Genomic DNA, 22,194 nt, shown 5'->3' on the forward strand with positions numbered 1-22,194 from the left:
ACTTGGGAAACATTGTCCAACTCGATGAAGCGTTATCGAATAAAATCGCTGCTGGTGAAGTAGTTGAACGACCTGCATCAGTTGTCAAAGAACTTGCGGAAAATGCGATTGATGCGAACAGCTCAATCATTGAAATTGAAATTGAAGAAGCGGGGTTATCCTCAATTCGGATTATTGATAATGGTGATGGGATTCTTCCAGAGGATGTAAAAAAGGCATTTCATCGCCATGCGACTAGTAAAATCAAAGATGAAAATGATCTATTCAGGATTCGTACTTTGGGGTTTCGTGGTGAGGCGCTCCCAAGTATTGCATCCGTTTCTAAATTTGAACTGAAAACAAGCACAGGAGACGGACCGGGAACGAAGATTATGCTTGAGGGGGGACTTATTAAAGAGTTATCCGCCCATTCCAGTAGAAAAGGCACGGATCTGCTCGTTTCTGATTTGTTTTATAACACGCCTGCACGTTTGAAATATATGAAAACCATCCATACGGAGCTAGGGAATATTACAGATGTCGTCAACCGGCTTGCTCTATCCCATCCAGAAGTCTCTTTTCAACTTACACATAATGGGAAAAGATTGCTCCATACGAACGGCAATGGTGATGTTCGACAAGTTCTTGCTGCCATTTATGGGATTAATATTGCGAAGAAGATGATCCCAATTACTAGTGAATCATTAGACTTCACCATTCAAGGCTATCTTGCTTTACCGGAGATTACTCGTGCATCCAGAAATTATATCTCAACGATGATAAATGGAAGATTTATCAAAAACTATCCATTGGCAAAAGCAATCTCGGAAGGTTTTCATACGCTACTTCCAATCGGTAGATATCCTATAGTTCTTCTATCTATTCAAATGGATCCAATATTAGTCGATGTCAATGTACATCCTGCAAAAATGGAAGTGAGATTGAGTAAAGAACAAGAGTTGAACCAGCTTGTCACTGAAACAATAAAATCAGCCTTTAAGGAAAGAGCATTAATTCCAAGTGGATTCGCTCCAATACAAAAAGAACAGTTGAAAAGTGAGCAAACGTCACTAGACCTAGGACATGTCGATCAAAAGGGGAATGAAATACTTGAAAGTGCAAAAAAAGACTCAACGATTATAAAAGAAACGTTGAGGAATGAAGGGGAAAATCATCAAATCAGTGGTCAGTCGTATATTCGTGATGAGTCTGCTTTGCAACTTGACAGAGCATATCCCGATAATCTACATGAAGAAATAAGAGTCTTTCAACCATACCAAGAAGATAGAGTGAGTCATGAAGCAGCAGATGAGGACTCACCGACTGAATTTCATTGTGAAACAAATATGAATGCGGTATTTTCTGATGGGGCTGAAATCATTGCGAAAGATGTGCCAAGAGTGCCTGTTCTTTATCCGATCGGTCAAATGCATGGAACGTATATCTTTGCCCAAAATGAAAATGGCCTGTATATTATTGATCAACATGCTGCCCAAGAACGAATTAAGTATGAGTATTTTTCAGAAAAAGTGGGTCGTGTTGAAAATGAACTCCAGGAAATGCTCGTCCCTATTACATTGGAATTTTCTAATGACGAGTGCATTCGCATTAATGAGAATACGGAAGAGTTGGAAAGAGTCGGGATTTTCCTGGAGGAATTTGGATACAATTCCTTCATTGTACGAGCTCATCCGCAATGGTTCCCTAAAGGAATTGAACAGGAAATAATCGAAGAAATGATTGAACAACTCTTATCTATGAAAAAAGTGGATATAAGGAAACTTCGTGAAGAAGCAGCCATCCTCATGAGTTGTAAGGCTTCCATTAAAGCCAATCGCCATCTTCGCAATGATGAAATTCAAGCACTTTTGGATGAACTCAGACAATCATCTGATCCTTTTACATGCCCTCACGGCAGGCCGATTATTATTCATTACTCAGGCTATGACATGGAGAAGATGTTTAAACGTGTGATGTAGTTTATAAAGGTAAGACTAATTTAGTGTATGCAGTCTGGAGAAAATAACTTTACGTGCGTTTAATAGGTATAAACGATTTATCATTTGTCTATGATGAATGATGTTTGACTGCTTTAAATGTATGAAAAGTAAAACTTAAATAAGGCAGTGGATGTTTTGGAACAAGAGAACAATAAGTTACTTGTCATTATCGGCCCAACAGCAGTTGGGAAAACAAAACTGAGTATAGAAATGGCGAAGCGTTTTAATGGTGAAATTATAAGTGGAGATTCTATGCAAGTTTATAAAGGGATGGATATCGGAACAGCCAAAATAACACCTAACGAAATGGAGGGCATCCCTCACTTTCTGCTAGATATTAAAGAACCAAATGAATCATTTAGTGCGGCTGATTTTCAAGAACAAGCGAATCAGGCAATTGCAGATATTCAGAAGCGTGGTAAACTGCCGATTATTGTTGGAGGTACAGGTTTGTACATTCAATCTGTAATTTATGACTATCAATTCTCAGAGGCCCCTTCTAATTTAGAATATAGAAAAAGGCTAGAATCTATTGTGGAAACAGATGGAATTGAACCTCTTATTGAGAAGCTTCGGTCAATTGACCCTGAAAGTGCTGAGAGAATTCATCCTAACAATATTAGGCGCATTATTCGAGCGTTGGAAATTTATTATTGCACAGGAATCACGATGTCTAATCAACTCGAAAAGCAAACATCCGAATTAAAGTATGATACAGCTCTTATCGGCTTGACGATGAACCGTGAAGCACTTTATCGGCGTATTAACCACCGCGTTGATGTTATGGTGGAACAGGGATTAATGGAAGAAGTAAAGAGCTTTCATGAACAAGGTTTGAGAGATTGTCAGTCGATACAGGCAATTGGATATAAGGAATTATACGATTACTTCGATGATAGGTTAACGATCGATGAATCAGTTGAAGCATTAAAACAAAATTCACGACGCTACGCTAAGCGTCAACTTACTTGGTTTCGTAATAAAATGGATGTAAAATGGTATGAGGTGCAGGAACAGGGAAATAATTCATTTGTTTCTGAAGAAATATCCACATATATAGCAGGAAAGCTATCACTTAACGCGAATATGTAATACATAGAGAGAATGAGGAGGAATAATGATGAAACAAGTAAATATTCAAGATCAATTTTTAAATCAGTTAAGAAAAGATAGTACATATGTGACTGTTTTTTTATTAAATGGTTTTCAAATTAGAGGACTTGTTAAAGGATTCGATAACTTTACCGTTTTATTTGAATCTGAAGGAAAGCAGCAGTTGGTCTTTAAACATGCGATTTCCACTTTCGCTCCACAAAAAAATGTGCAAATTGATTTTGAAGCAAAAGAATAAATGAAATTATACGTACAACGATCCCCACTTAAAAACAGAACCATTCTTCTGTTTTTAAGTGGGTATTTTTATTTGGTCTAGAAAATATAGCTGTGGTGGGGTTGTAGTTCGTTAAAATGGGGTGTTTGATCCAAGTCGCGTGCTTCATTTTTCGTATTGAAGCCCCACGAAGGTCTAGTCTTTCTAGTTCCAGTACCCGATAAAGCTGTAGAAGAAAAGATAATAAGCTTCAAGAAGGATAAACACACCTTCTTGGCTTTTCTTATGTTTGCTCTTTTGTTGTGCTGTACTATTTTTAACAAATACTACTGATATAACTCGTTCATGAATATAAATAAATGAGGGATTATTTCTCGGGAAAGCGCAGGAAATGACATGATTCTCATTTAATTATGGAAAAACAAAATAATTGGCGAACGTTATGAGAGTTTGTCATTTCTAATCGTTCTATGAGAGGTGAATACATTGGAACAACCGATCCGTAAAAAAAATAACGGACAGATTAATATTGTCTTAAATGGACAAAAGCGGAAGCCTATACCGAAGGATCCGCCGATACGTGAAAGACACGATCAAGATATTCCTCCTCAACATATAGCGCTGAAAGAAATGGAAGAGGAACTAGGAGTATTGGTCGGGATGGATGAAATGAAACGGATGATTAAAGAAATATACGCATGGATTTATGTAAACAAGAAACGGGAAGAGCGGGGGTTGAAGGCCGGACGGCAAGCTCTTCATATGATGTTTAAAGGTAACCCAGGAACAGGGAAAACTTCAGTAGCTAGGTTAATCGGCAGGCTGTTCCATAAGATGAATGTTTTATCTAAAGGTCATTTAATTGAAGTGGAAAGAGCGGATCTTGTAGGCGAGTATATTGGGCATACAGCTCAAAAAACTCGTGATTTAATTAAAAAAGCAATCGGCGGAATCCTGTTTATTGATGAAGCTTATTCTCTTGGTAGAGGAGGAGAAAAGGATTTTGGGAAAGAAGCGATTGATACGCTTGTAAAGCATATGGAAGATCGTCAGCACGAATTCATATTAATCCTTGCCGGTTATTCAAAGGAGATGGATCATTTCCTAACCCTGAATCCTGGTCTTCATTCAAGATTTCCTATTGTGGTAGACTTTCCGGATTATTCGATTGAACAATTGATGGAAATCGGACAAAGAATGATCGATGATCGGGAATATGTACTTAGCAGGGATGCGGAACGTAAATTGAAGGAGCATTTAATCATAATCAAGGCCGATCCGAGATTGGTGTCTTTTTCAAATGGGCGTTATGTTCGAAATATTATTGAAAAATCAATACGGTCACAAGCGATGCGATTATTGCTTGAAGATTCATATGATCGAGGAGACCTTGTGACCTTAAGGAGTCAAGATCTTGTTTTTGAAGAAGACGAAGAATAGATAAAGTGAAACTTCAATCAGCGGGGTTTTTCTTCATCCCCACTGATTGTTAGTCCCGTTGTAGAGTCGCTAATATCTCCGCTACGCTTCGATAAAGCGACTCTACGAATCATAGACTAAAAAGTACGCCGCGTCCTGCGGCAATGTCTGTGTGACCCACTTCCTGTGGCCTCAACTATATCTTTTGAAAACCACAAAGGTAAGTTTCACTGTGTCTCACCAAACGAACCTTTATGGGCAGTTTGTCCCCTACCTATCTTCTTTGTTCCTCATAAGCTTGAGGGGATACTGTCTGTTAAGCGTGAGATAAAAGTAAACCCGATTTACTAATTGAAAATTGTCTAAAAGAAAACAATATTCTTGATGATTATTAGAAAAGGGCTGCTTTTAGGAGATGAGAAATGCCTAAAGTGCAGCCCTAATTCATTTAAATTCACCTTATATAACATACTAACAATCAGTTGTATTGTTTAATATTCCTTGCCGGAAGTTTCCAGTTGTACGAGTAGGAAAGAACTCTTAATGCTGTAATCGCAAGGAATAAGCTATATAACTGCCAAGGTTCTATAGAACTGTTGAGACCTATGAAAAGGCCACAAATAATTGCCCATAAAGCGTATATTTCATCCTTCAAAACAAGCGGTTTTCTATGCGCTAATAAATCTCGAATCATTCCGCCGCCACAACCTGTAAGTACGGCAGCTACGAGAACGGCGCTTAAAGGCCGATTTAAGTCAATGGCGTAAAGTGCTCCTTGAATGGCAAAAGCTGAGAGCCCAATTGAATCAGTGAAATTGCCCCATGTTTTCCAATGTTTTAATAAATTTTTGGGGAAGAGAAATACAATCGTTATAGATACTATTGCAATAATAAAGTTTGTGCCTTGATCCCATAACGCGGAAACGGGAACACCAATTAATAGATTTCGTAAGGCTCCCCCGCCAAAAGCGGTGACGACTCCCAAAATATAAACGCCTAATATATCATATTCTTCTTCCATCGCAATAATTGCGCCGCTTATAGCAAAAGCAATTGTGCCAATTATTGTTAATATTTCCCATGTCATCGAAATTCCTCGCTGTTCTTTCATTATTCTATTTTATGACAACCTATCTGATTTTAGCAGAAATCACTGGTTTTTCAAGAGTTTTCTACTGCTAACAAGCTTAGAAGGTGTTATGATTATTAACGACTTTTCTGTGGAAAAGGGGCGGGACTTCGCAAAATTAGCTTCGCGCCACCACCTTTATAAGATGATGCAATTTGAGAACCTGAATCTTTTTTTACGCTTTAGTTGGATTCAGGATGCTCATGACTGTTTTATTAGGATGAATTGTGAAAGGGGATGTTCATTTGTTATGATTAGGACATTCATCACTACTTTATCTTAAAAATCTGATTTTAATGATTGGAATAAGAAGGAGACTCAACATGTATCAGCATTTAACGAATGGAGATAGACTTAAAAAATTAACAGAACAGGCTGAAGCTCAAATAGCCCCAATACACCAAGATATTCATACGATGATGGAGCTAAACCAGTTTCGTGTTTTACAAAGCTTCCAAAGCAATAGAGTAAGTGATTCGCATTTTATTCCTACTACAGGGTATGGATATGATGATTATGGAAGAGATACATTAGAAAAAATTTATAGTGAGGTATTTGGTGGAGAAGCAGGTCTAGTACGACCGCAAATCATTTCCGGAACTCATGCGATTTCCATTGCATTGTTTGGTATTCTACGGCCGGGAGATGAGCTATTATACATAACAGGCAAGCCTTATGACACATTAGAAGAAATAGTAGGGATTCGTGGTACGGGAATCGGTTCATTAAAAGAATTTAATATTGATTATAATTCTGTTATGTTAACGGATGAAGGGGGAATAGACTTCAATGCTGTGAAAAAAGCAATTACTCCTCAAACAAAGATGATTGGTATTCAACGTTCGAAAGGATATGCAACGCGGCCATCCTTTATGATATCTGAAATTGAAGAAATGATATCGTTTGTAAAAGATATTAACCCTAACCTAGTTGTTTTTGTTGACAACTGTTATGGGGAGTTTGTTGAAGATAAGGAGCCTTGTCATGTAGGTGCGGATTTAATTGCAGGTTCTTTAATAAAAAATCCAGGTGGTGGCCTTGTAAAAACGGGCGGCTATATCGTCGGAAAAAAAGAATATGTTGAAGCGTGTTCCTACCGTTTAACGTCGCCAGGTATTGGAGCGGAAGCAGGAGCCTCTCTTTATAGCCTTCAAGAAATGTATCAAGGTTTCTTTCTCGCACCTCATGTAGTCGGTCAAGCTTTAAAGGGTGCGGTTTTTACATCAGCATTACTTGAAATGTTGGGTATGAATACCTCACCGAGATGGGATGCCAAGCGAACAGATTTAATTCAATCTGTTCAATTTGATGATAAGGATAAAATGGTGGCGTTTTGTCAAGCGATCCAATATGCCTCACCGATCAATTCTCATGTTACACCTTATCCGAATTATATGCCGGGATATGTTGATGATGTTATTATGGCAGCAGGTACATTTATTCAAGGGGCAAGCATTGAATTGACAGCAGATGGTCCTACTCGCCCACCGTATGTAGCGTATGTTCAAGGTGGGTTAACGTACGAACATGTAAAAATTGCTGTGCTAACAGCGGTAGATTCCTTGATTGACAAGAAATTGATTTAGGGGAAGGTTATGATGGAAAGCGTGTGAAATTGCGTCTTCATACGAATGGGTTGCAAAACTTTTTATGAGCAATTCTGTTATAAAAAAACTAAAATAAAAACGTGTTAGGAAATGTAACATATGATTGACAATAAATCTAACATTTAATATAATATAAATAAGAAAACCAATAAGGAGGATGCTGAAGATGAGTAGTAGCAACATTCGGCGTTCGATGCCTCTTTTCTCAATTGGAATTGTCATGCAGCTTACCGAATTGTCCGCTCGTCAAATTCGTTATTACGAAGAGCATCAATTAATTACTCCTATGAGAACAGAAGGAAATAGGCGACTGTTTTCCTTGAATGACATAGATCGTCTCTTAGAGATTAAAGATCTACTAGAACAAGGTGTCAACTTAGCCGGTATTAAGAAACTTTTATTTGTAAATGAAACGGAACTTGTTCCAAACGAACCGATTCAGAAGTCAGAAGAAATCAAGAAAGATCTCAGTGATGGAGAATTGCGGAAGCTTTTAAAATCAGAACTTTTGCATGGTGGCAGACATCGCACAACGCTGCGTCAAGGAGATATGTCTAGGTTTTTTCATTAAATAAAATCAAAAAACAGAATTTAGAGAGGAAGTTGTTCATGGTAAAGTATACTCGTGAAGATATTATTCGTTTGGCCAAAGAGGAAAATGTGAAATATATTCGACTCCAATTTACGGATATTCTAGGAACAGTTAAAAACGTAGAAATCCCAGTAAGTCAGTTAAATAAAGCACTAGATAATAAAATGATGTTCGATGGTTCTTCAATTGAAGGATTTGTGCGTATCGAAGAATCTGATATGTTATTACAACCAGACCTTAATACATGGGTGATTTTTCCGTGGACTTCAGAAAAAGGGAAAGTTGCACGTTTAATCTGTGATATATATACGACAGAAGGAATTCCTTTTAGTGGTGATCCACGTACCAATCTGAAACGAGTCTTAGCTGAAGCGAAAGAAATGGGCTTTACAGAGTTTAATCTTGGACCAGAGCCAGAATTTTTCCTATTCAAATTGGATGCTAATGGTGAACCTACACTTGAATTAAATGATAGAGGTGGTTATTTCGACCTTGCACCAACAGATTCAGGTGAAAATTGCCGTCGTGATATCGTACTTGAACTAGAAGAAATGGGCTTTGAAATAGAAGCTTCTCACCATGAAGTAGCACCAGGTCAGCATGAAATCGATTTTAAATATGCAGATGCCGTGAGTGCTTGTGATAATATTCAAACGTTCAAACTTGTAGTAAAAACAATTGCTCGTAAACATGGTTTGCATGCAACATTTATGCCAAAACCACTGTTCGGAGTAAGTGGATCTGGTATGCACTGTAACGTATCTTTATTTAAAGATGGTGAGAATGCATTCTATGACAAATCAGGTAACCTTCAATTAAGTGAAACAGCTGAACAATTCATTGCAGGGATCATTAAGCATGCTCCGAACTTCACTGCTGTAACGAACCCAACCGTTAACTCGTATAAACGTTTAGTACCGGGTTATGAAGCACCTTGCTATGTTGCGTGGTCAGCTCAAAACCGTAGCCCACTTGTACGTATTCCGGCTTCTCGTGGAATAAGCACTCGTGTTGAAGTACGAAGTGTTGACCCAGCAGCTAATCCGTATTTAGCACTTGCTGTCATACTGAAAGCAGGTCTTGATGGGATTAAGAATAAAATGACTCCACCAGCTCCGATTGACCGTAACATTTATGTAATGACTAAAGAAGAACGCGAAGAAAATGGTATCGTAGATCTTCCTGCAACATTATTTGCTGCATTGGAAAAATTAAAAGAAGATGGAGTGATTATGGACGCTCTAGGTGATCACTTATTAGAACACTTCATTGAAGCAAAAGAGATTGAGTGGGATATGTTTAGAACGCAAGTTCACCCATGGGAACGTGAGCAATACATGAACATGTATTAATCAAATGAAAGCCTTGGTATTACTGAGTTTATCAGTAACCAAGGCTTTTATATTTATTGTGGAATACTCGGTAAAATTCCAATTGACCACATTTTGACCACATTTCATTTTATTTCATATTTCTTTTGTTCATAATCCATGTATTTTGAATAATTATCAACGCTTCTTACTTCCAAAACTTTAGAGTCGTGTACATATACATCCGCAGTAGTCTGAATCGATTTATGACCCAAACGTTCTTGGACTTCTTTTAAGCTATCCCCGGATTCAAGAAGCAAAACTGCGTGCGTGTGTCGTAATCCGTGAATAGTTATATGTTTTAAAATTCCGGCATTTTTGCATATCCGATTAAATGATCTTTGTAATGTGGATTTAGCAAAGGGAAGACGGTCTCCACGGTCAAACACAAGATTCGTTTCATTATGGTATCTGTCTGCTAATTTCAATTTAATTTCTTTTTGCTTAATAAGATGTTTAGACAACAAAGTTGAAAGATCATTATTTATTAATACTTTCCTGTAGGGTGTTTCAGTTTTAGGTGGTCCAAACCTTTTTTCTATTTGGTTGACGTCATAATTTAATGTTTTATACATTTTGATTTTACTAGATGAGAAATCTAAGTCTTGGATTTGAAGTGCAAGAAATCCATAGTTGGAAAGGAAGGGTGCTTGATGGGATTACTTTACCAAGCTGTTCAATCTCAAAATGAAATGAAAAGGAAGTTTGTCTTATCTAGGTTAAAAGATATGGGTATCCATCATTCCTATACCGGTTTATCTATTGATCTATTAACTTATGAGGAATTGAAAATTGAACTAGCTAAAGCATCGGCGGTGAGGTCGTGAATTGTCCAGTTTGTAACCGCCCGTTAAAAAGCAAGAAAAGCATTGCTAAGGGTTGGTCCTGTTTGTGCAACTAAGGGTAAATAAAATCGATATACGGCAACAAGAAGGTCATGGTCGATGGCCATGAGTTCGACAGCATTGCAGAATCTACATAACATCCGCATAGATGATGTTTCAAGAGTATTGATAAACAACATCGAAAATTAATGAATAGTAGACACAAACTGCGAAACAAAAAAGGCAGAGAAAAACATTCTACCTTTAAAATATTCATACTCCTTTTTATTCATAAAGGGATGTCTGTAAGCTTTTTGACTCAATCATATCAGACACAAAAGTATACAGATTTGGTGGATGCTCTGCAATGCGGTGCGCAAGATACAAGTACCATTCCGTTCCATACGTGACGTACACCTGTGTCTGTAGATTTTCATCTCTCAATGATTTAAGTAAATCTGGACGAACACCATCTAGCATTTCTATTTCAGTATACGGATTGGCAAGTAGACCTTTTTCTTTGAGTACTGTTACTAGTTTTTCATCATGTGTAGCTATCGACAGAGGATGGCTGCTCGCTACACAAGCCATAACAAAATCAACGTAACGCTTATCTAGTTCTACAGATCGTGGGATATACGTACCTTCCTTTTCTTGATAAGCCCCTTTTACTAAGCGGATTTTCCCTTGGAATTTAAGTAATTCATGCAGGTCAGATTGAAAACGTAATAAGTGTACTTGTAATGTTATACCGAGATTAGCATACATCGGTGACAGTGTTTTATATATGTTAAGAATCTGATCGGTCTTTTCTGACTCCTCCATGCTAATCATGAGCTGGATATCGTATTGTTGTGCTTGTTGTGCGATTTCTTCCAAGTGTTTAGTTGCAAGAGCATCTGAGATTGACATACCTAAATGTGATAGATCGAATGAAACGGTTGATTTCATTTTTTTAGCACCAATTTCGTTTATCAGTTCGATAAATTCATTTTTTGCTAAGATACATTCCTTTTCTGAGCGTGTGTTTTCACCGATATACTCGATGGATACTTGATAACCCATTTGGGTAAACATGGAAATTCGTGCCAGTCCATCTGCTCGTATTTGGCCCGACACAAATCGTGTTGCAGCTTTCATAAAGAGAGGATAAAGTTCTTTTGAGTTTTGTATGTATGCCTTGATATCTTCGTTTCGTGCGATGGATTTCAATGCTTTAGAAAGTTGTTCTTCTTCGGTATACATTGTATCACTACCTTTTCTTGTAAATATTTTAGATATTTTCAAGAAAATTCCGACTTACCTTTTTAGTATACCATTTTCTGTTGAATCATTAATGTGTTGATGCGCAGTTCGACTATGTTATGCAACTGAATAAGCATTGTGTTGCTTAAGAATTTTCAAAAAAAACTGCTCCGAAATGGAACAGAAATATAAGAATTTATTTCACAGTTTTTAAAGGAACGATTACTTTGTTATAAAAAAATCTTTCCCATATAGCTAACAATCCGTTCACGTTTTCACCACGTTGTATCTGAATTTCGTGATTTTTATGGAATGCTCTAACGCGCTCATTATGCTCTTTATGCCGTTGGTTCAAAGTATTATGGTTCATTTTTCATCCTCCTTTCAGTGATTAATTTAATTATATGGTTAGGATAGATGAATTAAAAGTGATTCTATCAATAAAATGTGTGTTTCGGTGTAGACACAAACTGCGACATAGGAATAGAAAAATAAAAAAGAAAGAGCATAGTACTCTTTCAAATGTAGGATAAGTATTAATCTAATTATCCAGTCCATTTAGATATATTTCCATAACAACATTTTTTTCAATAAACTTAAGGGATTTCAAGAAAATAAACTATGAAGCAAAAAAAGTGTCGAACTTAAAAACTACTTTGGAATGATTTGGTTTTGGACTTTTTTTGTCAGTTTTTCAAAAACTAAATTGTAGGAATGTAGAATTAAATTTTCTAAAAAATCATCGGATAGATTTGAATCAAAATAAATAGAGTTCCAGTGTGTTTTATTCATATAATGCCCAGGAATAATGCCTTGATAGGTTTCTCTTAATTCTTCAGCACGAGTAGGTTCGCATTTTAAAGTGATAATTGGCTTTCTTTGAGAGTCTCCTCCCATCATTGCAAACATCTTCCCGCCAATATGATAACGATCTGCTTGCCAGTCTACTTGGTAATCATGTGTCGTTCCGGGTAGTGTCAGACAAAATGATTGAAGTCTAGCTTTATCCATTTATAAGTCTCCTTTTTTAAAGCCGTCACTAAATACACACGTTCGATTACATTTATTATAATCAAAAACCTATGTATTTCAATAATTATTGTAAATGTAACGACTTTACTTTTAATAAAACAAGAAAAGGATCATGCGTAGTACGAATAAACACCGACAGAATAAGCTTCGCAGGGAATTGGGATGAAAAAATGGATGAAGATACTATCTTTCATCCAATGTAAGAACCATTAATCTGTAAATGATGAATACTCCAAGATAAGATCCAGTTATCAAGAAATAAGGATTAAGAAAAATACCATGAATTGTAGTCATAAATACAGCGTTGTCAATTAGGATCTGGTAAATAGATGTTGCTGCAATATTTCCAAAAATACTAGTTGATATAACAGCGATAATATTAAAAATTATTCGGAATATCTTTCTGTGATTCTGTAGAAAAACCATAATAATTGGAAAAGCAATGCTAGACACAACTAATAAAATCTTCAAAATGCCACTCCTTCCATAGCATGTAAGACTGTATTTAGCTAATTATTACCTTAAATATAGATAAATAAACAAAGTGAAAATCAAATTTTATTACAAGTAGACACAAAGTGTGACATAAGAAAAACCACTAATGATTTAGTGGTTTAACTAAAAGTTTTATATTTTAAGACAGAGAATTGAAGAATATTAAGAATCTGTAGCCTTAAGCATTCCAAATATAATTAAGAGTAACCCTAATAAAATTGCTCCACCTTCAAGTAAAAAAAACAAAACAAATACGAATGAAAAAGTACTTGCTGTTTTATTATTAAATAATTTTGCTTCATAAAAAAAGAATTAATAGCTAAAATAACAATCACTGTGCCTAATAAGGATAATAATAGCCAAATCATAAGAATATTCTCCGAGAATTTTATTCTTTATTATGACAGCTTTCAAAGGAAATAGGAAGAAGAAGTTGATGCATAGTTCGATGAAACATACCCGACATAAACTGTGCAGCGATGAGTCTTCACTTTAAAAATAGTCCCTTCTTAATTAGCTATTAAGAAGAGACTATGGCTTATTAAACTTATTCGTATTTATTCAATGAGATGATCTAAAATTAATCCGTTATGGTTTAATTTCCCTTTGATAAAAGTCGAATAATTGGTTAATAGATGAACTGGACAAGATATGACTGGCTCGTTCAACTTTCTCACGTTCCCAATCGAACCAACGCATTTCCTTTAACTTTTCGATATCTTTGTCTGTAAAGCGTTTCTTTATCTCTTTAGCAGGGTTGCCGCCTACTATCGTATATGGTGGGACATCTTTGGCAATAACCGATCCAGCCGCAACAATGGCACCTTCACCTATTGTCACACCGGGCATAATCATTGCATTCATGCCAATCCAGGCATCACTCTCGATGATTGTATCCCCTTTTGGTTCGTAAGAAGTTTCAATTTGCTCCACAAACGGATAGACGGTAATCCAATCAGAATGATGATTGTGATTTCCACCCATTAAAATAATTACACCACTTGCAATGCATACGTAATTTCCTATAATCAACTTATCTAAATGCCAACCATGGTCTTCGATGGGGTTAAATAACTTTCTAGATTTTTCATCTCCCCATAAGTATCTAACGCACCCATCTTCAAAATCATGATTATCATAATAACCAGAGTAGTAGGAGTATTCCCCTACTTCAATCATTGGGTTAGTGACAATATCTTTTAAATACTTAATTTCAGACCAGTGGTTAAATCGATGTTGTTTCATTTTTTTTCCTCGCTTCTAAGTAGTATAAATCATTTTTTACTTAGAAGCTTAATGCCGTAGCAACATTCTTAAACCGTTTCAAACGACGAACCATCGTTCTCATCCTTTTCCTATTTGATAGGGGGATTGTAACAAATGAATCATCTGTTCGTCAAACCTTTCTGCACAGTTCGATGAAACAGTTCATTAAGGAGTGGAGAAAATGAAAATTGATAAAACCTATTCAGAACTATGGGATTTGGTAAACAATCACGAAGATGAAACAGTTCGTGAGACTGCTCAAATAGCTATAAACACACTTCAAAAACAACAAGAGTTAATTGAAACGCAAGCAAGAGTTTTAGACGGTTTTATTGATGATACCGCAAAATTAGTAGCGAGAAATTTAGTCGCTTGGGACACATCAAAGGATAAAAGAGAAGGATTGTTACCAGTGGTTTATCTCAAAAATAAGTTGGTTTATAAAGAACTGACAGGCGAGGAATATGTACAGTGTAAAGCGATATTAAAGTATCGCATTAGTTAAATAGTATGAAAGAAAACGTCATTAACAGAGCAAGGCTCACTGGTGTTGTAGTGTTCTTGACTAAACGCCTTGCCCTATACCTAACATATTATCCTTAATAATTATCTGCTACACATTAATGAAGGGGGGTTATAATAAAGAATTTATTTTAATGATTACTGACCATTCTAGCAAAAGAATAGCTACTGCAAGTCCAAGTTCGATACCCTTTTCTCTAATCATACGGTACCTCCAAATAAGTAATAAAGACTGAGATTTCTCCCAGCCCACCCAATTACATTTTACCACGGGAGGAATCTCAATGAAAGAAGCTGCGAGGCTAATTAATGAAAATTCTACTAGACTCCAAAATATTGAAATTGATCCTAGGACAATGAGACTAGAAATTGATATAATGGATGTAAAAGGAAGCTTTGCTATTGTTGTTTGTGATGGGAAGGTCAAGCTTACTCGATTGCCTGAACATGGGGAAACGAAGATCGTCACTCATCAAGGGAAGATAAAGCGGGTTAAGTTTGATGAGGGGGAAGAGTTTTGAAGCAATTTCAGTTGGATAAATTAAAGACAAAAAAGCTCGATAGCAAGGGATATCTTCGAGCAATTGAAAAGAGGATAATGGAGAAAAAGAAGATTAGGACCCTTGAAGAAATGGGCATCTTTAGGTTGTTTATAAAGGACCATCATACAGAAGAAGAAATTGATATGATGATAAATGAACTAGAATTAACTACCACTAAAAATAGTGATTATATAAAACTTTTTTACTCAACTGTTACTCCCTTACTCGTGACCTTTTTTTCAATTATTTCTGTTGTAATTGTTTTTCTATTCAATAGTGATTTTCAGCTCGCTCTAAAAATGGCAGAAGTAAAACAAATCTACCAGCAAATGGATGTATTAGAACTTCTGAGAAGTTTTCTTATGATGTGGCTGTCAATTCTTATTATTGTAATATGTAGTTCAAGTTTCTTAATGTGGGAGTTACCAAAGAAGAAATTATTATATTTATCTATTCTCAAATCTATTAAAAATTAATAATGTTCTACCAGCTTACTGGAGGACACTGAATGAACGGTTAACACCGTCGTTTGGTGTTCTTTTTTAATTTGATTAAATAAAGGAGCGATTGAATTGAAAGAAGCTGCCAGCAAACAGATTGAGAGTATTTTGAAAGATTACCATTGGATGATGAACTCCATAAAGATATTACGGGATTCAATGAAGGATGCAGGTGAAGGACTTACTGCTCAATACGGCATTGAAGCCACACTCCCGAAACCACAGGGCGTTACCAGTGATCCAATTATTAAAGAGGTTGTACGTAGGGAAAAACGGTATAAGAAGATTGCCCAGTATGAGGAAAATGTGCAAATTATTCAGGACCATATGGCTGTTATTCAAGATGATCGTGAGTTTGAAGTTCTGCATTGGATATTAGAAGGGAAGTCGTATCGTTGGATTGCTCTTCATATGGGATTATCTCATTCTCATATAGGACGTATTAAAGATTCCATAGTTAACCAACTTAGCGCATATGTTCCAAATGTTACAGAGGTTACGGATATATCGAAATCAAAATCCGCGTGCTAGAATGGAAGGCAGGACGGGGAGTAGGAAACACTCTCCGGTTATGAACGGTATATGGTTGGGGCGTCACCTTGCGGTGGCGTTTAGATAATCTGTAAATTTATTTGTATTAAATGATTATATTTTGCACTTGTGTGGACATGTTATAAGAGAAAGGCACTACATAATGTAATGCCTTTTGAAAAAATTAAAGATAATAAATAAAGGCTGATGCGACAGCCGACACGACAAAGATCAAATCTTTAATCGTTAATTTAATTTTAATCTCTATCAATTCATTCACCTCCTTAGATTTAGTATCTGGGGAGGTGTTTGAAATTATACAGTATATTTCAGAAGCCTCTGGTGTATATAACACGCCTAAAAATATCCGATATTATCTAGGGGTGTAATATGGAAAAAGTAGATTTTAGTCCACTTAAAGATCAGATGGATCATATGGCAATTCAACTTGCCGTGATTGTATTTATCCCATTAATTGTTGGACTACTTGTTAAATTTGTACTTGTAACAATCAAGTTACCACAGAGTATATCTAATTTTATTGCTATAGCTGCTATGCTATTTGTGTTGTATAAAACGATATTAATAGTGCTAGTGTAATCATGTAGGAATTTATCTCCTTTTGTCGAATGTGATTTGTGATGGAGGGATTTGAATGATTGTTATTCAATTAGAATTTCAAGGTGGTTTGATATGTGAAGTTGAAGTTACTGAACAAGAAGTTGAGGTTTGGTTACGTCAGGCAAAGCGGTTGATGAGTATGTATGATGTAATTGGTGGATTGAGTATTAGTAATAAAGTAAAAGTAAGAAATGCAAAACTGGTTGATATACAAGTAATTAGAAAATAGCATCCTTCGGGGTGCTTTTTCTTTTGCCTAAACAAACACAATTATTAGGAGGTGGAAGGTGATGTGAAATGGCTGAAAACCATGTTAATGCTGAAAAAGATTATGTCAAAGATATGAAATACAAAGACATTGCTGAAAAATATGGTGTCTCACTGAACACCGTCAAGTCATGGAAACAACGTCATGGCTGGGTGAGAAATAAGGGTGCACCCTCTGATAAAGGTGTGCACACAAAAAAACGCGGTGCTCCAAAAGGGAATATTAATGCGAAGGGCAATAGTGGTGGTGCTGCTCCCAAAGGAAATAGCAATGCTGTCACTCATGGATTCTTCTCTAAATTTCTTCCGAAAGAGTCATTGGATATCATAGAAGAAATTCAAGAGCGTTCACCAGCTGATATGCTGTGGGATCAAATAATGATTCAGTACACTGCTATAATTCGTGCTCAGAAAATCATGTTTGTTGAAGATAAAGATGATACTACGATGGTATTGAAAAAGGAGAAGCCTGGAACGTTTGGTGATGAACAAGAATGGGAGTATCAATTCGCTTGGGATAAGCACGCTACTTTCATGAACGCTCAATCAAGAGCCATGGGAGAATTACGCAGCTTAATTAAGCAATTTGATGATATGGCCCATATAGATGATGAACGTCGCTTGAAATTGGAAGGAATGCGATTAGGTATTGAGAAAACTAAGGCTGAGGTTGAGAAGGTTTCTACCGGTTCTGATGATAAACCGATTGAGATTCTAATCAAACGGAAAAGTAAAGGTGATGGCTCATGATTGAAAAAGAAGTAAATCCTCACTTTGAAGACTTTCTTTTTGATTGGGAGCAAAAATTTTATTTCCTTGTTGGTGGGTATGGGTCCTCTAAAAGCTATCATGTTGCCTTAAAACTAATCCTTAAATTACTGGAAGAAAAACGAACAGCGTTGGTTGTTCGCGAAGTATATGACACTCATAGGGATTCTACTTTTTCCTTGCTTGAAGAAATTATTATCGACTTAGACCAGGACCATAAAATCCGATGTGTCAGCTCTCCTATGCAAATCCGTTTTCCCAATGGCTCTAAGATCATCTTTAAAGGGATGGACAAATCTCAGAAATTAAAGTCTATTAATAATGTTTCGATTGTATGGATTGAAGAGTGTTCCGAGGTTAAATATGACGGCTTTAAAGAATTGTTAGGGCGTTTACGCCATCCTAGTTTAAAGTTGCATATGATTCTTTCTACAAACCCGGTTAGCAAGGGAAATTGGAGTTATAAACATTTCTTTAAAGATGATAAGAATGATTTTTTTGTTCTAAATGATGAAAGGTTATATCGAGAAAAAACCTTGGTGATTAATAATGTTTACTATCACCATTCAACAGCCGATGATAATTTATTCTTACCAGAAAGCTACATCGAACAACTAGACGAATTGAAAATACATGATCCAGACCTTCACCGCATAGCCCGGAAAGGTCAATTTGGCGTGAACGGGATTCTTGTATTACCCCAATTCGAGAAAAGACCACACGATGAAGTGATGGAAGCCATCGGTAATATCAATGGACCCTTGTTCAAGAATGGTATGGACTTTGGTTTTGTGAATTCATACAATGCGCTTGTCCGAATGGCTGTGGACCATGATAAAAAGATACTCTATATATTTTGGGAGTATTACAAAAACCAAACTACGGATGATAAAACCGCCGAGGAAATAGCAGAGTTTAAAATAAAAAGCGAAATAATCAAGGCTGATGCAGCTGAACCGAAAACTATTAAATATTTTAGGCAACAAGGGTTTAGATGAAAGCTGCTAAGAAGTTTCAAGGGTCTAGATTACAGTATACGAAGAAAATCAAACGGTTTAAAAAGATAATTTGCTCCGAACAGTGCCCAAATACAATCATGGAACTCAAAGACCTAACCTTTAAAGTAGATAAAAATGGGGAAATAATTGAAGATGAATTCAATATAGATCCGCATACTTTCAGTGCTGTTTGGTATGGACTTGATGATTATGAAGTATCGGGATTAAAAGGCGGGTTTGGAGTGCTTAAGTAGGAGGCGAAAACATGTATCCGATGACTCCCCCAGATTGGGAACTAGTGATGGCTCAATTAGAATCAGAAAGACTATCTTATACCGATGTGATTATGGAGCTGATAAACAGCCATAACACACAAGCGATGGTGCAGGGTGAAAAATACTACTACAACGATTCGGATATTAAGAAGCGCAAATTTCATTACTGGAAAGATGGAATAAAGCAAATTGATGAAGATAAAACAAATCACCGTATACCTCATGGTTGGCACAAATTATTAGTGGATCAAAAGGCTGCTTATTTAGTCGGTAAGCCTGTTACATTTAATGTGCCAGATGAAACTTACTTGGAGAAACTGAGTGAAATACTTGCTGATGAATTTGACGATGTTATGCCTGAACTGGTCATAGCTGCATCAAACAAGGGCAGAGAATGGCTACACCCTTTTATCAATGAGGACGGGGAATTTGACTATATACAGATCCCTGCCGAAGAAGGTATTCCGATCTACGGTGGAGCTAAGAGAAAGAATATCGAATCTTTTATTCGTTTTTACCATCTGGATGAAGGCACTATAAAAGTTGAAGTTATTGTGCTATTACAATCATTACAGGAATTTATAAAATCCAAAGCTGACAATAAGGCGGTGAAATAATGGCCATAAAAAGTGGATTATTTAATAGCGTCAATGGTGATCAGAAATATAAAGCCGATTTTTTTACGGAGTATTTTGCAATATTTATTAGTAATGGAGTGTTTCCGAATCCTTCCACAGGGTTGCAAGTGATTGCAGGTACAGGAATGACCGTGAATGTTAAGGCTGGCAAGGCGTGGATTAATGGTTATTACTTCGCAAATGATGCAGATTATTCATTGCAGCTGGATGTTGCAGATGGTGTGTTAAAGCGCATCGATCGTATTGGTTTAAGGCTAGATTTTTTATCAAGGGAGATTGTGCCAGTCATTATTAAAGGTACTTTTGCTTCTAATCCAGTTGCTCCAGCCTTGCAAAGGGATGCTGACGCTTACGAGTTATCTTTAGCTGACGTATTTATTAACAACGTTGCAATTAGCATAACTCAAGGGAATATCACTGATCAGAGATTGAATACTGTTCTTTGCGGTATTGTCCACGGTACAGTAAATCAAGTTGATACTACTACTATTTTTAATCAATATCTTTCTTGGTTTAATCAATATTCTGCCGATAAAGCAGCACAGTTTAATACGTGGACACAAGAGCAGCAAGCACTTTTTTCCGTGTGGAAGGCATCCGAGGAACAGGATTTTGATACATGGAGTGAACAGCAGAGATCAGATTTTGATGCTTGGTTCGCTACAATACAAGACATTTTAAGCGGCGATGTTGCAGGTAATTTACAAGCTCAAATAACAGCACTTGATGGAAGATTGGATACTTTAGAGGATACTGTTGCTACGCATAATGCGGATGATATAAAACACATTACAGACCAAGAACGCACCAATTGGAACGCAAAAGAAACACCATCAGGAGCGTTGAAAAAGGTTGAACAAACATCCTTTAAAGCAGTTAAAAGTAACAAAGATACAGAAAGTATTTTTACAACAATAGAGTATCGAAGGAAATCAGATAATACCTTAGCTGCTCTATCTGTATTAAGTGGTGGTACAAGCCCGAATTATACAACAAGGACTGTTACTTACTATGCTCCTAATGGAACAACAGTAGAAAAAACAGATACATTCACCTTGTCTTATGATGCGGACGGCGACCTGATAAGTGAGGTGTAAATATGATTGATGTTAGAGATCATGGAGGGGTTTTTGCAGGTACCGCAAAGAGTGCTAGTAGAGTTTCCGCCACCGCAACAACACATGGCGTTGTTGGTATAGATGAAGACGGGACAGAATACCGATGGCAAATATCTGGTAGTAACAGGTATGTGCATATATACGATTCGGACGGGATATTTAAAGGGACAAAAACATTAACAAATAATATAACCGTAGTAGCAGCTGGGAAGTGGGGCTATGCATCGGCAACAGTTACATCAAATGTGTTGACTATTAAATTATTTGATTACAACAATACAATGTTGGCAACATCAGCAGGTATACCTGCTGGTAGCGGTTATAATCATCAAACATACGGCATCCAAGGCAATGTTATTTTTTATACAAACAGAGCAACTTTGTATTTATATACATTTGATGGAACACTTATTTCATCTGTACCATGGGGATTTGGTGACGGTAATGTTTATTTGGTGCCCGGATATGATGTCCTTATACTTGCGGCTACTAATACTTTTGGAAACCCAACATCTATGTATGTAATAGATTATACGAATTTTGATGCATCTGTTACCAATAGACTTAACACTATAGCCGGTATTCAAAATTTAATGGCTCTTGCAGCCTATAAAACGAGAGTTAATTAAAGGAGTAGATGAAATGATAATTAGAATTAGCAATATCCTAAGAAATGATGGATCGATTGATTATAAGGGATTGAACACTACAAATTTTGTTAGAGGATCGCAAGTTTATATTTTAGACGAAGCGATTTGTGCCGTCAATTACGATGGAGATATTATCGAAAATAACGATATAGTTGTAATTGATCAAATGGAATATGATGCATTAAAGGCAAAGGATACAGCAGAGAAAGAAAATAACGAACTGCCGGAAACTGAATTGCAAAAAATAAAAGTAAAGCAAGAATTAATGCAAAAAGCAATAGACGATCTTATTTTTGGAGGTGTCTTATAATGGCTGCATACATGGGACAAAGAATCATAGACAAAGCCTACACATACGATTATGTCATTTCCAAGCGTCCAGACCTGAAAGCAGGGATTGATGCTTATTTAAATTCTAAGGAAAGACAGGATTTGATTACGCAATAGGAAGATGATGTGCAATAAAAAATATTTTT

General features: G+C 36.5%; 28 protein-coding genes and 1 pseudogene. 22 read left to right on the forward strand and 7 right to left on the reverse strand.

Going from position 1 to position 22,194, the window contains the following annotated elements; genetic code table 11:
* Positions 1-2 precede the first annotated feature (2 nt).
* From mutL to spoVK, 4 genes are all read left to right on the forward strand, one after another.
* Positions 3-1,958, forward strand: a complete 1,956-nt coding sequence (mutL, locus tag JNUCC23_RS08765; protein ID WP_454215259.1) for a DNA mismatch repair endonuclease MutL — start codon at positions 3-5, stop codon at positions 1,956-1,958.
* A gap of 156 nt (positions 1,959-2,114) precedes the next feature.
* Positions 2,115-3,071, forward strand: coding sequence for a tRNA (adenosine(37)-N6)-dimethylallyltransferase MiaA (gene miaA / locus JNUCC23_RS08770; protein WP_454215261.1), 957 nt, complete (start codon positions 2,115-2,117; stop codon positions 3,069-3,071).
* Between the two features lie 28 nt (positions 3,072-3,099).
* Positions 3,100-3,330, forward strand: coding sequence for an RNA chaperone Hfq (gene hfq / locus JNUCC23_RS08775; RefSeq protein ID WP_062180756.1), 231 nt, complete (start codon positions 3,100-3,102; stop codon positions 3,328-3,330).
* A gap of 465 nt (positions 3,331-3,795) precedes the next feature.
* Positions 3,796-4,749 (forward strand): stage V sporulation protein K, encoded by a 954-nt coding sequence (gene spoVK / locus JNUCC23_RS08780; RefSeq protein ID WP_403073437.1) that lies wholly within the window; start codon positions 3,796-3,798, stop codon positions 4,747-4,749.
* A 457-nt stretch (positions 4,750-5,206) separates the two neighbouring features.
* Here spoVK and JNUCC23_RS08785 read toward each other — a convergent pair whose 3' ends face one another.
* A complete protein-coding gene (locus JNUCC23_RS08785; protein ID WP_062183254.1) occupies positions 5,207-5,815 on the reverse strand; it encodes a trimeric intracellular cation channel family protein in 609 nt (202 codons plus the stop codon).
* Between the two features lie 365 nt (positions 5,816-6,180).
* Between JNUCC23_RS08785 and JNUCC23_RS08790 the strand changes: the two genes are divergently transcribed.
* From JNUCC23_RS08790 to glnA, 3 genes are all read left to right on the forward strand, one after another.
* A complete protein-coding gene (locus tag JNUCC23_RS08790; RefSeq protein ID WP_403073439.1) occupies positions 6,181-7,443 on the forward strand; it encodes a methionine gamma-lyase family protein in 1,263 nt (420 codons plus the stop codon).
* 187 nt (positions 7,444-7,630) lie between these two features.
* Complete coding sequence (locus JNUCC23_RS08795) at positions 7,631-8,035, forward strand: MerR family transcriptional regulator (protein ID WP_403073441.1); 405 nt, start codon at positions 7,631-7,633, stop codon at positions 8,033-8,035.
* 38 nt (positions 8,036-8,073) lie between these two features.
* Positions 8,074-9,408, forward strand: a complete 1,335-nt coding sequence (glnA, locus tag JNUCC23_RS08800) for a type I glutamate--ammonia ligase (protein WP_403073443.1) — start codon at positions 8,074-8,076, stop codon at positions 9,406-9,408.
* A 104-nt stretch (positions 9,409-9,512) separates the two neighbouring features.
* On the opposite strand, the gene JNUCC23_RS08805 is transcribed toward glnA, so the two are convergent.
* On the reverse strand, positions 9,513-10,001 hold the full coding sequence (locus tag JNUCC23_RS08805) for a site-specific integrase (protein ID WP_454215265.1): 489 nt from the start codon (positions 9,999-10,001) through the stop codon (positions 9,513-9,515).
* 78 nt (positions 10,002-10,079) lie between these two features.
* Here JNUCC23_RS08805 and JNUCC23_RS08810 point away from each other — a divergent pair, with 78 nt between their 5' ends.
* Positions 10,080-10,253 (forward strand): hypothetical protein, encoded by a 174-nt coding sequence (locus tag JNUCC23_RS08810; protein WP_454215267.1) that lies wholly within the window; start codon positions 10,080-10,082, stop codon positions 10,251-10,253.
* Positions 10,250-10,327, forward strand: a complete 78-nt coding sequence (locus JNUCC23_RS08815) for a hypothetical protein (RefSeq protein ID WP_454216014.1) — start codon at positions 10,250-10,252, stop codon at positions 10,325-10,327. Before JNUCC23_RS08810 ends, JNUCC23_RS08815 begins: the two co-directional genes overlap by 4 nt.
* Positions 10,328-10,535: 208 nt before the next feature.
* Here JNUCC23_RS08815 and JNUCC23_RS08820 read toward each other — a convergent pair whose 3' ends face one another.
* From JNUCC23_RS08820 to JNUCC23_RS08840, 5 genes are all read right to left on the reverse strand, one after another.
* Entirely contained in the window at positions 10,536-11,495 is a 960-nt protein-coding gene (locus JNUCC23_RS08820; protein WP_454215269.1) for a proline dehydrogenase family protein, read from the reverse strand.
* A 196-nt stretch (positions 11,496-11,691) separates the two neighbouring features.
* Positions 11,692-11,865: a hypothetical protein gene (locus JNUCC23_RS08825; RefSeq protein ID WP_454215271.1), complete on the reverse strand. Its 174-nt coding sequence runs from the start codon at positions 11,863-11,865 to the stop codon at positions 11,692-11,694.
* A gap of 281 nt (positions 11,866-12,146) precedes the next feature.
* Complete coding sequence (locus tag JNUCC23_RS08830; protein WP_454215273.1) at positions 12,147-12,506, reverse strand: MmcQ/YjbR family DNA-binding protein; 360 nt, start codon at positions 12,504-12,506, stop codon at positions 12,147-12,149.
* Between the two features lie 204 nt (positions 12,507-12,710).
* The gene (locus tag JNUCC23_RS08835) at positions 12,711-12,998 is read right to left on the reverse strand and encodes a transposase (RefSeq protein ID WP_454215275.1); all 288 of its coding nucleotides are present in this window, start codon (positions 12,996-12,998) and stop codon (positions 12,711-12,713) included.
* A 612-nt stretch (positions 12,999-13,610) separates the two neighbouring features.
* The gene (locus JNUCC23_RS08840; protein WP_454215277.1) at positions 13,611-14,267 is read right to left on the reverse strand and encodes a CatB-related O-acetyltransferase; all 657 of its coding nucleotides are present in this window, start codon (positions 14,265-14,267) and stop codon (positions 13,611-13,613) included.
* Between the two features lie 202 nt (positions 14,268-14,469).
* On the opposite strand from JNUCC23_RS08840, the gene JNUCC23_RS08845 reads away from it, so the two are divergent.
* From JNUCC23_RS08845 to JNUCC23_RS08905, 13 genes and pseudogenes are all read left to right on the forward strand, one after another.
* Positions 14,470-14,793: a hypothetical protein gene (locus tag JNUCC23_RS08845; protein ID WP_454215279.1), complete on the forward strand. Its 324-nt coding sequence runs from the start codon at positions 14,470-14,472 to the stop codon at positions 14,791-14,793.
* Between the two features lie 301 nt (positions 14,794-15,094).
* Positions 15,095-15,331 carry an XtrA/YqaO family protein gene (locus JNUCC23_RS08850; protein WP_454215281.1) on the forward strand — a complete coding sequence of 79 codons (237 nt, stop codon included), beginning with the start codon at positions 15,095-15,097 and terminating at the stop codon, positions 15,329-15,331.
* Entirely contained in the window at positions 15,328-15,828 is a 501-nt protein-coding gene (locus tag JNUCC23_RS08855) for a hypothetical protein (RefSeq protein ID WP_454215283.1), read from the forward strand. The genes JNUCC23_RS08850 and JNUCC23_RS08855 overlap by 4 nt, the downstream gene beginning before the upstream one ends.
* 96 nt (positions 15,829-15,924) lie before the next feature.
* Positions 15,925-16,383: a DNA-binding response regulator gene (locus JNUCC23_RS08860; protein ID WP_454215285.1), complete on the forward strand. Its 459-nt coding sequence runs from the start codon at positions 15,925-15,927 to the stop codon at positions 16,381-16,383.
* 390 nt (positions 16,384-16,773) lie between these two features.
* Entirely contained in the window at positions 16,774-16,983 is a 210-nt protein-coding gene (locus JNUCC23_RS08865; protein ID WP_454215287.1) for a hypothetical protein, read from the forward strand.
* Between the two features lie 55 nt (positions 16,984-17,038).
* Positions 17,039-17,233, forward strand: a complete 195-nt coding sequence (locus tag JNUCC23_RS08870) for a hypothetical protein (protein ID WP_454215289.1) — start codon at positions 17,039-17,041, stop codon at positions 17,231-17,233.
* A gap of 68 nt (positions 17,234-17,301) precedes the next feature.
* On the forward strand, positions 17,302-18,021 hold the full coding sequence (terS, locus tag JNUCC23_RS08875) for a phage terminase small subunit (RefSeq protein WP_454215291.1): 720 nt from the start codon (positions 17,302-17,304) through the stop codon (positions 18,019-18,021).
* Positions 18,018-19,291 (forward strand): annotated as a pseudogene (locus JNUCC23_RS08880) (PBSX family phage terminase large subunit). The gene terS and the pseudogene JNUCC23_RS08880 overlap by 4 nt, the downstream one beginning before the upstream one ends.
* Before the next feature lie 11 nt (positions 19,292-19,302).
* Positions 19,303-19,929, forward strand: a complete 627-nt coding sequence (locus tag JNUCC23_RS08885) for a phage portal protein (protein WP_454215293.1) — start codon at positions 19,303-19,305, stop codon at positions 19,927-19,929.
* On the forward strand, positions 19,929-21,047 hold the full coding sequence (locus JNUCC23_RS08890; RefSeq protein WP_454215295.1) for a hypothetical protein: 1,119 nt from the start codon (positions 19,929-19,931) through the stop codon (positions 21,045-21,047). Before JNUCC23_RS08885 ends, JNUCC23_RS08890 begins: the two co-directional genes overlap by 1 nt.
* Positions 21,048-21,049: 2 nt before the next feature.
* Positions 21,050-21,697: a hypothetical protein gene (locus JNUCC23_RS08895; protein WP_454215297.1), complete on the forward strand. Its 648-nt coding sequence runs from the start codon at positions 21,050-21,052 to the stop codon at positions 21,695-21,697.
* Positions 21,698-21,710: 13 nt separating this feature from the next.
* Positions 21,711-22,028: a hypothetical protein gene (locus JNUCC23_RS08900; protein ID WP_454215299.1), complete on the forward strand. Its 318-nt coding sequence runs from the start codon at positions 21,711-21,713 to the stop codon at positions 22,026-22,028.
* Complete coding sequence (locus JNUCC23_RS08905; RefSeq protein WP_454215301.1) at positions 22,028-22,165, forward strand: hypothetical protein; 138 nt, start codon at positions 22,028-22,030, stop codon at positions 22,163-22,165. The genes JNUCC23_RS08900 and JNUCC23_RS08905 overlap by 1 nt, the downstream gene beginning before the upstream one ends.
* The last annotated feature ends 29 nt before the right edge of the window (positions 22,166-22,194 follow it).

The sequence above is a fragment of the Peribacillus sp. JNUCC 23 genome (genome assembly GCF_053653995.1).